Raw genomic sequence first — 14771 nt, 5'->3', positions numbered from 1 at the left:
GGCCGCCAGCTAGTGATGTATACCACAGCAAACCTCTGTGCGCACTGGCAGTGCGGCGGGTGGCGCTCGGCACACGCGCACGTTGTCGCAAGCTGGTTCAGCAGATCCTGATCCGGAGCCAACAAGACACGAGAGCCGGACTCAGTCCTTGCGACCGGCACGTCCCCGCAGCGACTCAGCCCCACTCGGCGCCGGACTCGGGCCGGTTGCCTAGCCATGCTTGCATCTGCCACAACGGCAAACAGGCATGACAGAACGGCACGACGACCCAGCAAAGCGGACTTCGTGAGACCGGAGCTACGTCAGGGCCTGGCCGACCCGGGCCAAGGCCTCGCACGTCAGGTTCGTCGGGCCGCCAAAATCACCGAAGACCTCGAGCGAGTAGAGGCCGGCCTCCGCAGCCCATCCGGGGCCGATCGTCATCGACGACATGGCCGAGGACGTCAGCGTGGTCGGGCCCCCACGGAAGGTGGTGCCGTCGGCGTTCTCCTGAATTTTTCTGCCGTCCAGGCAACGTGGGTACCGGGACCGCCGCCGGGGCCGTCGATGGGGTTGGCGTCGGGTTGCGATGACCTACGCCGACAGGCGCTTCCATCTCGCATCGGAGGCCCGGCGCCGCGGGTGGGTCTGACGACCGCGCGAGAGCAGGTCCGCCAGCGAAGCACGCGCGAAGGTCGGGCAGTGCGGCGCGTAGTCGCCGGTAGCTCCACCTCGACGACCAGCCCGCAACGGTGGCCCGGATCGTCCCCCGCAGGATCGGCCCGGCCCGTCAACAAGGACACCTCGCTGGAATCCGCCGAGCTGCCATCCGTGGCCGTCCTGCCTTGTTGCGGGCAAGCTACCCGAGATGACGCTCGAACCAACACCGGCAGGAAGGTCTCTGCACGAACGCTCATGTCACCGCGTCGGCGTCGGCGCCCGAGATCAGAGCTCCGAGGGACGGTCAAGATCGCGCCGCAAGCGGGGTCGACACGGCGTCCTCGCTGGCGCGCAGCAGTTCGTCGATGACGAGCCGGGCGTAGGGCGCTGACGAGACCGCGGGTCGGCTGAGCACGCGGACCTGCCGGCGGGGCGCCGTCCCGGCTACGGGCCGGATGACGACCCCGTCCAGGTTGGTGGGCTGCGCCATGCGTGGCACGAGAGCCACACCACCGCTGGCCGCCACCAGCTGGATCACGGTGGCCCAGTCGTCCGAGCAGTGCTCGACCCTCGGCGTGAAGCCGGCCGCGTTGCAGGCCGCGTCGCTGATCCTTCGGCACGGGTTGCTGGGGATGCCCGCCACCCAGGCATCGTGGCGCAGGTGCTGCAGCCGGATGGAGCGCGAGACGGCGCGCCGGTGGTCGGCCGGTAGCACGACGTCCATGACGTCCTCGAGCAACGACACCGAGACCAGGCCACGTTGCTCCACCGGGGCACTGCCGGGGTACGCCAGGGAGAGCGAGAGGTCGACCTCGCCGTCGATGACCGCCTCGATGGACCGGTCGCCGACGAGATCGCGCACGCGCAGCGCCAGACCGGGGCGCTCAGCTCGAAGCCGTTTCATGGCGGGGACGACGAGAGCGGCGATCGCGGTCGGGAAACCGCCGACCGTCACGACGCCGCGGCGGCCGTCGGCCAGCGCGTCGAGCGTGCTCTCGGCACGGTCCAGCTCGTCCATGATCGCCTCGGCGTGCTCGACCAGCGCCAAGCCGGCCGAGGTGAGGACGAGCCGGCGGCCGCGACGCTCGACCAGTTGCGTGTCGGTCTGCCGGGCCAGCGCGGCCAGCTGCTGGCTCACCGCAGGCGGCGTCAGGTTGAGCGCCGAGGCGGCGGCGGTCACCGTCCCGCAGCGGTGCAGTTCCCGGAGGACGAGAAGACGGCGAACATCCAACATGAAGCCCAGCTAACTCTTTCGACGTCAATCTGTACATGGACTTCATGAACCAGGCCGCCGACGATGACGGTGTCGAAGGAGTGAACCATGATCGGTCTGATCGTCTGCCTGATAGCCCTCGGTGGGCTCGTCGGCCTCGGCGTCTGTGCCGGGAAGGGTTGGTGCCCCGACACGCGCGACACCGACTGGTCCCTCGGTCGCGTGATGGACGCGCGCACACGTCCGGCTGCAACGCAGGCAAGGACCGCAGCCCTGGTTACCGCGGCACGCCGCGGAGCACCGCGGATCAGTCGGACCAGGACAGCCGGTGAGCACCGAGCGGACACGCGGGGCGAGGCCGCGGTGTCGACAGGTTGCTGAAGGCCAGCGGCAGGACGGGCTGGCGGACGGTGCCGAACGGCCCCTCGACGACGACGGTGGGCAGTGACGATGCCGACGGCCGGGGCAGCCCGGCCACGTCGCTCGGGTCGAGGAGGCCGAGATCCTGGACCCACATGCAGACGCGTGCCAGGTCGATGCGGATCTGCCACGAGCCCCCCTCGACTGCCCGCCGGCGGATCGCGGCCAGCGTCGCGGCTGCACCCAGATAGGCGGCCAGATAGTCGTTGAGCAGATGGGTCGGCGGCAGCGACGGCCGGTCGGTTCCCTCCTCGAGGGAGAACCCGGTGGCCGAGCAGGCCAGCTGATCGAACCCACCGCGGTCACGCCATGGCCCGTCGGCTCCCCAGCAGTGGAACTCCACGGTGACGACGCCAGGTCTCGCGGCGATGAGGTCCGCGGCGGCGAAGCCCCGCGCAGCCATGCCCTGGTAGGAGTTGACGTAGACGTCGGCGGCCGTGGCGAGCCGTCGCAGGCCGTCCGCGTCCGTCGGGTTAGCCAGGTCGCAGAAGGCGTTGCGTTTGCCGGCACCGGTGAGGATCTGCATGGCGGTCGGGTCCGCGAGGTTCGGACGGGAGATGTGCAGCGTCTCCGCACCGAAGGTGGTCAGTAGCTGCGCGGCCACCGGCCCGGCGATGACGTGCGTGTTGTCCAGCACCCGCAGCCCATTCAGCACCCCGCTGCTGCCGCCACCGGGAAGCGGCACCGGGTCCGCGTCGGCGACACGCTCGATCGACACCACCGGGCGATCGAGCAGAGGCTGCGCGACCTGGTGGCGACGCCACTCGGCAGCGGTCCTGGCCACGGCACAGACACCACCGGCGGCGCAGACCGCAGTCTCCAGGGCGTGCGCCTCCCACCCGGCCGCCGCGGCGGCGATGAGCGACTTGACCGGCGGCACCCCGAGCACCGTGCAGACCGCGTCGCGTTGTTGCGGGTAGGTGGTGATGAGAAAGATCCAGCGGCCGTCACGGGTCCGGTAGAAGTCGTTGTTGGCCAGGGCGGACGGGTCCTCCGCGATGGCCGCCGCCGGCACCCCGTTCACGGTGTACAGGAACGCCGCGCGAAGCTGGTCGATCGCCTGATCGACGCGGACAGTCACCCGTTGCGCAGCACCTCCCCGGTCCTCGACGACACCGGCAACCTGGTGGCCGAACGCCGCGATCGCAGCAGCCGACGCATCACCGAGCCGATGGACCGACGGCACCAGCGGTTCGGCGCCAACGACCTCCACGACGGAGCGCGGCACGTGGGCCCCGCTCAGCAACCGGGACAAGGCGAGCGCGACGTCGTCGGAGCGTGTCTGGGCCATGCCCCCAGTCTGCGGAGGACGACGACCGATCGACGCGTCCTTCCGCATATGCGCAAGGATGGTTGCATGCCCGAACCGTCCCGGCACCGCAGTGTCGAGCGCATCGATTCCGTCATGGACGCGGTCGCCCGCAGCGCCTCGGGGCTGCGCCTCACCGAGATCGCCGCCGCTCTCGCTCTCCCCGTCAGCTCGACCAAGGACCTGCTGGCCGAGCTGACGACCTACGGCTATCTCGTCCGCGACGGAGCGCGCTATCGCGCAGGTCCGCGCAATCACGTGCTGGCCGTCCTCGGTGGCTGGACCACGCCGGCGGGCATTGGACACGAACGGCTGTCGACGCTGAGCGCGGCCGCCCGCGCACCGGTCATGCTCGCGGTCCTGGCCGGCACCAGCATCTACTACCTCGACCATGCGGGCCCTCGCGCGCCTTCCCGGCTGCAGGATGTCGTCGACCTGCATCGTCCGCGCCCGCCGCTGCGCACTGCGGCCGGGCGGTTGCTGCTCGCCCTCGGGCCATCGCTGCCGACCTCGGCCAGGGCCCGTCTCGCGAACTCCGATGCGCAGGGGTGGCGTGAGTACACGCAGCAGGAGGCAGCCATCCGGACTCACCGAGTGGCCCGCAGCGATGGCCTCGCCGACCCCGACATCCGCGCGATCGCCGTCCCGGCCGATGCCACCGAGCCCGCGACGGCAGCGCTCGTCGTCACCGGCCGACGCCGTGGTCCGAGCGACCGTTCACCCACCCTCGACGCTGCGGCACGTCGCCTGATCGCCGCACTTGCCTGCAGCAACGACGCCGCCCCCCGACAAGGCGTTACCGACACCTGAGGACCAACTCCCTGTCGCCTGTCGCCGCCACGATTCGCCGCTGTCGCCACCTGCTGCCGGGGATCACCTGACACGAGCCCGAGAGGTACAGGCGGGCGAATGCCACCAGCTCCTGCAACAGCTCGTGCTGCTCGGCCCTGCCCCATTCCGGGAAGGCACCCGTGAAGCCACCGTCGGTCTCCACGCGGAAGATCTCGTAGTCGAGTGATATCCGAAAGAAGCGGCTGGAATGGTCACCCGTCAACGTGACCTCGGGATACCGACCGTCGTCGAGTGAGAAATGCAGGGCAGGAGCGGCGGAACTCTGCCTTTCGACGATGGCGACCATATCGGAAATCGACAGCGATGCTGCGGCGTCATTCTCCATCTGCAGCGCACCTCCCGGAACGAACGACGGTGATCGTCAGACCCAGAGAATCAGCACTTCCTTTCCTTTCGCACAGAAAGGCGCCTCCGCCACCCGACGATCGACACGGGCAGCGACCGCACGTAGGTTTTTCGCATGTCGACGTCCTTCACGGCAGCGCTGATCGAATGGCGCGGACCGGCGCCGTACTACTGGTTGCCGCTGGGCGAAGCGGCGTGCGACTACGTCCGCGGCGAGGATGCAAGCTACGGCTGGGGGGCCGTCCCGGTGCGGGCCCGCATCGAGACGACGGAATGGGAGACGTCACTGCTTCCGCGTGACGGCGGCTACCTGCTCCCGGTGAAACAGGTGGTCCGAGCTGCGGAGCGCATCGGTGACGGCGATGCCGTCTCGGTCACGCTCACCGTCGCCCCGCGTGGTGGTCGCGCCGCGAACGGCAGCGGGCCCACGGTCTGAGCATCACCTGCGACGGCGGGACCTCGGCAGACACCGAGGCCCCGCACGTCCGCATCAGGGCCAGAGCTGACGGAGAACGGCGACCACGCCGATCGCCAGGCCGAGAGCGGCCCAGGATTTCCACGTCTTGAACTGCAGGGCATGGACGTAGTTGCCGTCCGCCGGCTTGCGCCACCCCAGGTTGACCAGGAGCTTGTTCATCGGCTCTGCCTTTCGTCACGAGTCATGGGGCTGCTACCAGAGAAAGTTCGCGAAGCAGGCCCCGATCGCCACGGCGGCGTATCCCTGCGGGCCGAGGTACAGCATCGCGCCCCGCGAGAGCAGATTCACCACCAGCGTCGTCCCGGCGGTCCCCACCAGTCCACTCGTTGCCCCCTTGAGGCAGTTGTTCCAGATTCCGCTCCACACCTTGCCCAGGATGTTGCCCCAGTCCCAGTCGAACGGGTTCCAGGCAATGCTGGGCTGCGCCGCATCCCCCGGCGCTCCCGGACTCGGAGCGATCACCGGACAGGCCCCGGCAGCCGGACGAGGTGCCGCGGCGACTCGCTGCGGGAGTGCCGCATCCTCGGCGATGGTGCGGCTGTCATGCAGCGTCAGTTTCGGCCGGTAGCGCCCGGTGGGGCAGCCGCGGGAGTCCCTGACCGGGGTCATCGTGCTGACGGTCGCCCACTGTCCCTTGGTGTTCTTGTTCGGGCCGGACGACCGCTTCCCCGGCAAGTAGGCGAGTGCGGCTCCCAGCGAATGTCGTGTCGGCGCCTTCGCCAACGAGAAGGTGATCCGCGCGCTGCTGCTGACGTCGGGCGGCGACGCTGCTGCCGGGGCCGAACAGTTGCCGACGACAACGGCGAACAACGCGATCACCGCCAGCACGGGTCTGGCGAGTCGATGGGAAATTCGGTGCACGCGAGTCGTGCCTCCCTTCGCCTGCTCGCTCTGCGGCGGCAGGCTCGGAACGGAAAGATGGGGTGGGAAAGCGCCCGGCCGGGCAACAACAGCGCATCTCTCGACTATGACTGTTGTCGGATCAGACATTAGACCGAATCGGACATTTCGGCAATCCGTTCCGGCAGTGCTGCCCGATGTCCGCGGCCGGTATGCGCCGAGGCGAGGACGCGTCGACGAGGGTGCCCGGTGCGAAGCGTTCGTCCCGCTGATGACCCCATCTCTGGTCAGATCGGACATCGGCTGGCAGCGTGTGACGTCCGGCAGGGATGCCCCGCAGAGACCCTGCGGTTCCCCCGCCCCGCGCGGGCGACGCGAACGGACGTCTGACGTGACGACAGTCCTCCCCCACGACCCCTCCGCCACCGACTGTGATCTGCTGATCGGCCTCGACTTCTGCGACGGACGGATGACCCTGGCCGGCGAACTGGACGCACTCACTGCGCCCCGGCTCACCGAAGCCGCCCAGGTGCTCCGCAGCATGGGATGCCGTGACCTCGTCGTCGACCTCGGCAAGGTCTCCTTCATCTGCGCGGCCGGGTTCAACGCGCTGGCACGTGTCGCCGTCGACCTCGAGGCCGAGGGTCACCAGCTGCACCTGGTCAACGTCCCGCCGCGGCTGGTCCGCTACTTTGCTGCCGGCTCGGCGAGCTGGCTGCTGCCGCACTGATCACTCGCCGGCGCGGGCACGGCGCGGCTCCGGTCCGGCTCGACCGCTACCGGGTCAGCGGTCGGCGGTGACCCGCAGTTCGCCGAGCCGCTCGGGCTCCTGTGCCGCGCGGTGCCGGGGGGCGTGGGACGAGACGATGAGCCCGGCCACGGCCGCCAGCAGGGCCGCCGCCGCACAGATGCCGAAGAGCACCCGGTAGGCGGTGAGTGACGGCAGCGCGAGCCCGCCGACCGAGACGGTGATCGCGGTGAGCAGGCTGCCGCCGACGGCGCTGGCGAGCGTGCTGCCCAGCGACCGGGCCAGGGCGTTGATGCCGTTCGCGGCGGCGAGGTCCCGGGCCGGCGTGTGGAAGTTGATCAACGACGGCAGCGTGGCGTAGCCGATCCCGGTACCGGCCCCGATGATCGCGGTGCCGAGGACAACCTGCCAGAGCGAGTCGGTCAGCACGATGCGGACGAGCAGCCCGGCGGCCATGACGACGCCGGCCAGCGCGAGCACCCGGCCGCCACCCCACGAGTTGATCAACGAGGCTGCCAGGGGCGAGAGCACGAGCATCAGCACGCCACTGGGCAGCAGGCAGAGGCCGGCGGTGAGCACGCTGGAGCCGAAGCCGTACCCGGTGGCCTCGGGCGCCTGCACGTAGCTGGCGGTACCGACGAAGCTGGCGAAGAGCGCGAAACCCACGAAGAGCGAGGCGATGTTGGTGATGGCGACCGGCGGGTTCGCCAACGCGCGCATGTCCACCAGGGGGCTCGCCGAGCGTCGTTCCACCAGCACGAGCGCGACCAGCAACACCACGGCCAGGACGAGTAGGACCACTGTCCGGGCCGAGGTCCAACCCCAGCTCGACCCCTCCGACAACGGCAGGATGAGCGACACCAGCCCCGCGGTCAGCAGCACCGTCCCCGGCAGGTCGAGGCGGGACGTGGCCGTCACCGGCGGCTCGTCCACGAGCAGCCGTACCAGCACGAAACTGATCACCGCACCGGCGAAACCGATCCAGAACAGCACGTGGTAGTCGAAGTGCTCGGCGATCAGCCCCGCCAGCGGCAGGCCGAAGGCGCCGCCGACGCCGAGCATCGCCGAGACCATCGCCGTTGCCGAACCCTTCCTCGCGTCGGGCAGCGTCGCAGCGAGCAGGCTGATCCCCAGCGGGATCGCCGCCGACGACAGCCCCGCGATCGCGCGGCCGACGATCATCACCCCGACGTTGCTGGTCAGCGCGTCGATCAGGGACCCCACCGCGAGCGCGCCGAGGCTGACCAGCAGCATCTTGCGGCGTCCGACCATGTCGGCGAGCCGACCCAGCACCGGGACGGCGGCGGCCGCGACCAGCAGGGTCGAGGTGAGCAGCCACTGCGCCTGCGTGGTCGAGGCACCGAGATCGGCGCCGATCTTCGGCAGCACGGGGATGACCAGCGTCTGGGCGAGCGCCGCCATCAGGGCGCCGAGCCCGGTGGCGACGATCTCCAGGTTGGCGCGCAACGGCGACGGGGCGGAAGCGGACACGACGACTCCAACGCTTGCAAACGAGTGTTTACATACAGCCTAGGAGCGCGATGTGGACGCGGTCAAACGATCGTTTACATGCCTCATACTGGCGGGATGACGTCGCCGCCCGCAGCTCTCGTGACCGAGCATCGCCCCCGCGACGCCGAGTCGACCCGCGCCGAGCTGCTGCTCGCGGCGAAGCGCCGCTTCACCCTGCACGGGTACGAGCGGACGACGGTCCGTGACATCGCCACCGACGCCGGCGCCAATGTCTCCCTCATCAACCGCTACTTCGGCTCGAAGGAGGGGTTGTTCCAGGCGGTCGTCGAGCAGGCGGCCGGCACGATCGCGGAGCTGCCGGCCACCACGGTGGCCGAGCTCGTGGACTACCTGCTCGACGGCCTCACCCCGCAGTCCTGGCCGGAGTACGGACACCAGCACCCCCTGCTGCTCCTGCTGCACGGCATCGGCGCCGATCAGCGCTCGTCCGACCTGCGCCGCACCGTGCTGCGGGGTGTCCTCACCTCCTTCGGCGCACTCGTGGCCGACGACCGCCGCGATGCTCGCGCCGCGGCGTTGCTCGCCCTCTTCGCCGGCGTGGTCGTCCTGCACGAGGCGCTGCCCGACTCGGCGGTCATCACGACCGACTCCGTCGCCCTGCGCGCCATCCTCGGCCGCACTGCCGCCGCCATCGCCGACGGCTGACCTTCACGCGACCGGCGTCAGCCCCTCGTCAACGCTCGGCCAGCGCCGCAGCGTCGAGCAGCGACGGCCCGTACCAGGTGAGTATTCGCCCGCTGACGAGTTCGGTCGGGACGGCGAAGACCTCGGGGCCGTCGTCGACGCTGAACTCGTACGGCTCGTCCGGCAGCAGGACGGCATCCGGACCGAGTGCCTCGATCTCGGCGACCGTCGTGTGCGGATACCGGCCCTCGGCGTCGGCGAAGACATTGCGCCAGCCCAGCCGGGCCACCAGGTCGCCGGTGAAGGTGTCGCGTCCCACGACCATCCACGGATCGCGCCAGATCGGGATCGCGACCGACCGGGTGGGTGCCGGCACCGGCCCGGACCACCACCGCTCGGCCTCGACGAGCCACGCCGGCACCTCCCGTCCGAGGCCTTCGACGACGAGCCGCCGCATCGACGACAGCGCCGTGGGAACGTCCTCGATGACCGTCACCCACACCGGCACCCCGGCGTCGCGCAGGCGGCGGACGTCCAACTCGCGGTTCTCTTCGCGATTGCAGACGACGAGGTCCGGGCGAAGTGCGACGATTCTTGACGTGTCCGGGTTCTTCGTGCCGCGCACCCGCTCGACCGAGAGGTCGGCCGGGTGAGTGCACCAGTCCGTGCAGCCGACGAGCAGCCTGCGATCGATCGAGGCGATCGCCTCCGTCAGCGACGGCACCAACGACACGACCCGACGCACGTCGTCGACCACCGGCACGTCATGACCCAGGTCGTCGGTGCGCATCCCTCGATCCTGCCTGTTGACGATTTACTAGGACGTCCTAGTAAATTGGTGTCACCGTCACACATCGGAGCCGTCCATGCCCGCTGACCTGCACACCCCGTCGCGCCCGATCCGGGTCGTCACCGCCGCCGCGCTCTTCGACGGCCACGACGCGGCGATCAACATCATGCGGCGCATCCTGCAGGCGCAGGGGGCCGAGGTGATCCATCTCGGCCACAACCGCTCCGTCGACGAGGTCGCGCTCGCCGCAGTGCAGGAGGACGCCGACGCCGTCGCCATCAGCTCGTACCAGGGCGGGCACGTCGAGTTCTTCACCTACCTGGTGCAGACGCTGCGCGAGCGCGGCGCCGGGCACATCCGGGTCTACGGCGGGGGCGGCGGCACCATCGTCCCGGACGAGATCGCCCAGCTGCACGCCGCCGGCGTCGCGCGCATCTTCTCCCCCGAGGACGGCCAGCAGCTCGGCCTCGCCGCCATGGTCAACACCATCCTGCGCGACTGCGACACCGACCCCACCACAGCACCGGAGCAGCGGCGCGTCGATCTCGACGCCGTTGCCGCCGGAGACGTCGCGGCGCTCGCCGGCGTCCTCACCGCCGTCGAGTCCGGCAGCCTGGACGACGGCCAGCGCAACCGACTGCGGGAGCTCGCCGCCGGGCACAGCGCTGCCGTCCTGGGCATCACCGGGACCGGCGGCGCCGGCAAGTCCTCACTCACCGACGAGCTGATCCGGCGGCTGCGTATCGACCAGGCGGACAAGCTGCGCACCGCCGTGCTCGCCATCGACCCCAGTCGCCGGCGTGGCGGTGGCGCCCTGCTCGGCGACCGCATCCGCATGAACGTCCTCGGCGACGACCGCGTCTACTTCCGCTCGCTGGCGACCCGGGGCAGCAGCAGCGAGGTGCCGAGCCAGGTCCCGGACATGATCCTGGCCGCCAAGGCCGCGGGCTACGACCTGGTGATCATCGAGACGCCGGGCATCGGTCAGGGCGACGCCGCGATCGGCGAGCTCGTCGACCTCTCGCTGTACGTCATGACGGCCGAGTTCGGCGCCGCGTCCCAGCTGGAGAAGATCGAGATGCTCGACGTCGCCGACGTCGTCGCCATCAACAAGTTCGAGCGGCGCGGCTCGGACGACGCCCGGCGGGACGTCGCCCGGCAGCTCGTCCGCAACCGCGAGGCCTTCGGCAAGTCGTGGGAGGACATGCCCGTCTTTGGCACGTCCGCGGCGAGCTTCAACGACGACGGCGTCACCGCCCTCTACCAGCACCTGCGCGACGAGCTCGCCCCTCGGGGCCTGACGGTGGGGGAAGCCGCGCTGCCGCGGGTGGCGGGGCGGACCTCCACCGGCGTCTGGACGGCGCTACCGGCCGAGCGGGTGCGCTACCTGTCCGAGATCTCGGAGACGCTGCGCGGCTACCACGCCACGACCATGCGCGACGCCGAGCTGGCGCGGCAGCGGGCGCTCCGGTCCCGGACGGCCGCCGCGCTCGGCGCCCGCGACGACGCCGAGGCCACGACGGCCCTGGCTGTGCTGGACGAACTCGCCGCCGAGGCCGAGAAGAAGATGGCGGCCGACTCGATCGACCTGCTCGCGGCATGGGACGCGACCGTCGAGGCGTACTCGGGCGACGAGCAGGTCGTCACCGTCCGCGACAAGAAGCTGCGCACGCCGCTGCGGCGCGAGACGCTCTCGGGCAACACCATCCCCCGGGTCGCACTGCCCCGCTTCCGCGACGAGGGCGAGCTGCTGCGCTTCCTGCGCTCGGAGAACCTGCCCGGCCGCTTCCCCTTCACCGCCGGCGTCTTCCCCTTCAAGCGGGACGGCGAGGACCCCGCCCGCATGTTCGCCGGCGAGGGCGACGCCTTCCGCACCAACCGGCGCTTCCACCTGCTCTCGGAGGGGCTGCCCGCGGCGCGGCTGTCCACGGCGTTCGACTCGGTGACCCTCTACGGCCGCGACCCCGGCGAGCGCCCGGACATCTACGGCAAGGTCGGGACGTCCGGCGTCTCCATCGCCACGCTGGAGGACATGCGCGAGCTCTACGCCGGCTTCGACCTGCTCGCCCCGACGACATCGGTGTCGATGACGATCAACGGTCCGGCGCCGACGATCCTGGCCTTCTTCCTCAACGCCGCCGTCGACCAGCAGGTGGAGAAGTTCCTCGCAACCGAAGGACGCGAGCCCTCCGGTGCCGAATTGGACGAGATCCGCGCAAACGTCTTCCGCACCGTCCGCGGCACCGTGCAGGCCGACATCCTCAAGGAGGACCAGGGCCAGAACACCTGCATCTTCTCCACCGAGTTCTCGCTACGGATGATGGCCGACATCGCCGAGTGGTTCGTGCAGCACCAGGTCCGCAACTTCTACTCGGTGTCGATCTCCGGCTATCACATCGCCGAGGCCGGGGCGAACCCCATCAGTCAGCTCGCCTTCACCCTCGCCAACGGCTTCACCTACGTCGAGTCCTACTTGGCCCGCGGCATGGACATCGACAGCTTCGCACCGAACCTCTCGTTCTTCTTCAGCAACGGCATGGACGCCGAGTACACCGTGCTGGGCCGGGTGGCGCGGCGCATCTGGGCCGTGGCGATGCGCGACAAATACGGCGCCAACGAGCGATCGCAGAAGCTGAAGTACCACGTCCAGACCTCCGGACGTTCGCTGCACGCGCAGGAGATGAGCTTCAACGACATCCGCACCACGCTGCAGGCGCTCAACGCCCTGTACGACAACGCCAACAGCCTGCACACCAACGCCTACGACGAGGCGGTCACCACCCCGTCGGCGGAGTCGGTGCGGCGTGCCCTCGCCATCCAGTTGATCATCAACCGCGAGTGGGGACTGTCGATGAACGAGAACCCGCTGCAGGGGTCGTTCATCGTCGAGGAGCTCACCGACCTCGTCGAGCAGGCCGTCCTGGACGAGTTCGACCGCATCACGGCCCGCGGCGGCGTCCTGGGCGCGATGGAGACCGGCTACCAGCGCGGCAAGATCCAGGACGAGTCGATGCTCTACGAGCAGCGCAAGCACGACGGTTCGCTGCCGCTGATCGGCGTCAACACGTTCCGCGCGCCGGACGACGGCGACGAGCCCCGTGAGCTCGAGCTCGCCCGCGGTACGGAGGCCGAGAAGCGGTCGCAGCTGGATCGGCTCGCCGACTTCCAGTCCCGCAACGCCGCCGTCGCGCAGCAGGCGCTCGCCCGGCTGCAGCAGGTCGTCGTCGAGGGCGGCAATGTCTTCGAGGAGCTGATGAGCGCGGCGCGGGTCTGCTCGCTCGGCCAGATCACCGACGCCTTCTTCGAGGTGGGCGGGCAGTACCGGCGCAGCGTGTAGTCAGGACATGAAGTCCACGGACTCACCCTCGCCCCGGATCGGCGTCCAGGGTGACCTCGCTGACCCTGATGCGACGGTGCTGGCTCGTCTGACGTCCCATTCGTCCCGTCCAAGCGAATCCCTGCTCACATCGCGACGAAGCGAGGCCGCCAGCCGGGTAGACAGGAGGACGTAAGCGATACCGGTGCAAGGAATGAGGGCTTCACATGACCAGCAGCATGGCGCGCAAACACCACGTGGTGGTGATCGGCTCGGGCTTCGGAGGGTTGTTCGCGGCCAAGCGCCTGAAGCGGGCCAACGTGAACGTCACGCTCATCAGCCGCACCACGCACCACCTCTTCCAGCCCCTGCTGTACCAAGTGGCGACCGGCATCCTCTCCGAGGGCGAGATCGCGCCCTCGACCCGCGAGATCCTCAAGCGCCAGCGCAACGTCCAGACGTTGCTGGGTGAGGTCACGGCCGTCGATGTCGACGCCCACACCGTCACCTCCGAGGCCGGCGGCAAGCAGACCGTGACCTCCTACGACTCCCTCATCGTCGCCGCCGGGGCGACCACCAGCTACTTCGGCAACGACGACTTCGAGACCTACGCACCGGGGCTGAAGTCCATCGACGACGCCCTCGAACTCCGGGGCAGGATCCTCTCCGCCTTCGAGTTCGCGGAGCTGGAGCAGGACGAGCGCATCCGCGAGGAGTGGCAGACCTTCGTCGTCGTGGGCGCCGGCGCCACGGGCGTGGAGATGGCCGGGCAGATCAGCGAGCTCTCCCGCCGTACCCTCAAACACGACTTCCGAGCCATCGACCCCAAGCGCTCCAAGATCATCCTCGTGGACGCGCTCGACAGCGTCCTCGGCGCCTTCGGCAGCAGGCTGTCCCACAGTGCCGCCAAGCAGCTGGAGAAGCTGGGCGTGGACGTCTGGCTCGACGAGAAGGTGGTGGCGGTGGACGATCGCGGCATCACCGTCGCCGACGCCAGCGGGGCGAAGACCCGCATCCCCACCCGCACCGTCATCTGGGCCGCCGGCGTCAAGGGCTCGTCGCTGGCCAACAGCCTCGCCGAGCAGACCGGGGCGGAGATGGACCGCGGCAACCGCATCAAGGTGCAGCCGGACTGCAGCCTCCCCGGCCACCCCGAGGTCTTCGTCATCGGCGACATGATGTCGCTGAAGAACTACCCCGGCGTAGCCCAGGTGGCCATGCAGCAGGGCAAGTACGCCGCGAACCAGATCCGTCGCAGGATCAACGGCAAGGCGCCGCAGAAGGACTTCCACTACTTCGACAAGGGCAGCATGGCGACGATCAGTCGCTTCCGTGCTGTCGCCAGCATCGGCAAGTTCCGGTTCGGCGGCTTCATCGCCTGGCTGCTGTGGCTCGCCATCCACGTGCTGTACCTGGTGGGGTTCAAGAACCGCGTGACGACCGTGCTGCATTGGGCGGTCAGCTTCATCGGCCGGGGCCGCAGCCAGCGCACCACCACCAGCCAGCAGCTCGTCGGGCGCAATGCCGTCCGCACACTGAAGCTGGCGGACAATGCTGACCCCGCGGCTGCGGAGAAGGCGGTGTCGACCGAGGGCCCGACGACGGGCGACAAAGCGCGACCCGATGTGAGCGGTCAGCGTCCGCAGCCAGCGCGGCGGGGCTGA

The 14771-nt window shown here is 69.7% G+C and carries 13 protein-coding genes; 6 read left to right on the top strand and 7 right to left on the bottom strand.

All coding sequences use genetic code 11. The annotated features are described in order from the left end of the window. Nucleotides 1–943 precede the first annotated feature (943 nt). Both AC0NZQ_RS09575 and AC0NZQ_RS09570 read right to left on the bottom strand, forming a co-directional pair. On the bottom strand, nucleotides 944–1873 hold the full coding sequence (locus AC0NZQ_RS09575) for a LysR family transcriptional regulator (protein WP_474529587.1): 930 nt from the start codon (nucleotides 1871–1873) through the stop codon (nucleotides 944–946). 286 nt (nucleotides 1874–2159) lie between these two features. Next, the gene (locus AC0NZQ_RS09570) at nucleotides 2160–3563 is read right to left on the bottom strand and encodes a CoA transferase (RefSeq protein ID WP_474529586.1); all 1404 of its coding nucleotides are present in this window, start codon (nucleotides 3561–3563) and stop codon (nucleotides 2160–2162) included. 66 nt (nucleotides 3564–3629) lie between these two features. On the opposite strand from AC0NZQ_RS09570, the gene AC0NZQ_RS09565 reads away from it, so the two are divergent. After that, on the top strand, nucleotides 3630–4391 hold the full coding sequence (locus AC0NZQ_RS09565; protein ID WP_474529585.1) for a helix-turn-helix domain-containing protein: 762 nt from the start codon (nucleotides 3630–3632) through the stop codon (nucleotides 4389–4391). Here AC0NZQ_RS09565 and AC0NZQ_RS09560 read toward each other — a convergent pair. Further along, on the bottom strand, nucleotides 4378–4758 hold the full coding sequence (locus tag AC0NZQ_RS09560; protein WP_474529583.1) for a hypothetical protein: 381 nt from the start codon (nucleotides 4756–4758) through the stop codon (nucleotides 4378–4380). The two genes, AC0NZQ_RS09565 and AC0NZQ_RS09560, sit on opposite strands and share 14 nt — an antisense overlap. Nucleotides 4759–4893: 135 nt before the next feature. On the opposite strand from AC0NZQ_RS09560, the gene AC0NZQ_RS09555 reads away from it, so the two are divergent. Further along, the gene (locus AC0NZQ_RS09555) at nucleotides 4894–5214 is read left to right on the top strand and encodes a DUF1905 domain-containing protein (RefSeq protein ID WP_474529582.1); all 321 of its coding nucleotides are present in this window, start codon (nucleotides 4894–4896) and stop codon (nucleotides 5212–5214) included. 54 nt (nucleotides 5215–5268) lie between these two features. Here AC0NZQ_RS09555 and AC0NZQ_RS09550 read toward each other — a convergent pair whose 3' ends face one another. After that, complete coding sequence (locus AC0NZQ_RS09550; protein ID WP_474529581.1) at nucleotides 5269–5415, bottom strand: hypothetical protein; 147 nt, start codon at nucleotides 5413–5415, stop codon at nucleotides 5269–5271. A gap of 33 nt (nucleotides 5416–5448) precedes the next feature. Continuing rightward, nucleotides 5449–6117 (bottom strand): hypothetical protein, encoded by a 669-nt coding sequence (locus tag AC0NZQ_RS09545; RefSeq protein WP_474529580.1) that lies wholly within the window; start codon nucleotides 6115–6117, stop codon nucleotides 5449–5451. A 370-nt stretch (nucleotides 6118–6487) separates the two neighbouring features. Here AC0NZQ_RS09545 and AC0NZQ_RS09540 point away from each other — a divergent pair, with 370 nt between their 5' ends. Next, nucleotides 6488–6826 carry an STAS domain-containing protein gene (locus AC0NZQ_RS09540; protein WP_474529579.1) on the top strand — a complete coding sequence of 113 codons (339 nt, stop codon included), beginning with the start codon at nucleotides 6488–6490 and terminating at the stop codon, nucleotides 6824–6826. Between the two features lie 54 nt (nucleotides 6827–6880). Here the strand turns inward: AC0NZQ_RS09540 and AC0NZQ_RS09535 are convergent, their stop codons facing one another. Then, nucleotides 6881–8335 (bottom strand): MFS transporter, encoded by a 1455-nt coding sequence (locus AC0NZQ_RS09535; protein ID WP_474529578.1) that lies wholly within the window; start codon nucleotides 8333–8335, stop codon nucleotides 6881–6883. Between the two features lie 96 nt (nucleotides 8336–8431). Here AC0NZQ_RS09535 and AC0NZQ_RS09530 point away from each other — a divergent pair, with 96 nt between their 5' ends. Continuing rightward, nucleotides 8432–9022, top strand: coding sequence for a TetR/AcrR family transcriptional regulator (locus tag AC0NZQ_RS09530; protein WP_474529577.1), 591 nt, complete (start codon nucleotides 8432–8434; stop codon nucleotides 9020–9022). 28 nt (nucleotides 9023–9050) lie between these two features. Here the strand turns inward: AC0NZQ_RS09530 and AC0NZQ_RS09525 are convergent, their stop codons facing one another. Next, complete coding sequence (locus AC0NZQ_RS09525; RefSeq protein ID WP_474529576.1) at nucleotides 9051–9791, bottom strand: helical backbone metal receptor; 741 nt, start codon at nucleotides 9789–9791, stop codon at nucleotides 9051–9053. A 76-nt stretch (nucleotides 9792–9867) separates the two neighbouring features. On the opposite strand from AC0NZQ_RS09525, the gene icmF reads away from it, so the two are divergent. Both icmF and AC0NZQ_RS09515 read left to right on the top strand, forming a co-directional pair. Then, complete coding sequence (icmF, locus tag AC0NZQ_RS09520; RefSeq protein ID WP_474529575.1) at nucleotides 9868–13128, top strand: fused isobutyryl-CoA mutase/GTPase IcmF; 3261 nt, start codon at nucleotides 9868–9870, stop codon at nucleotides 13126–13128. A 206-nt stretch (nucleotides 13129–13334) separates the two neighbouring features. After that, complete coding sequence (locus AC0NZQ_RS09515; RefSeq protein WP_474529574.1) at nucleotides 13335–14771, top strand: NAD(P)/FAD-dependent oxidoreductase; 1437 nt, start codon at nucleotides 13335–13337, stop codon at nucleotides 14769–14771.

The organism is Jatrophihabitans sp. sgz311053 (assembly GCF_056135305.1).
This window is presented reverse-complemented; position numbering and strand designations above follow the sequence as displayed.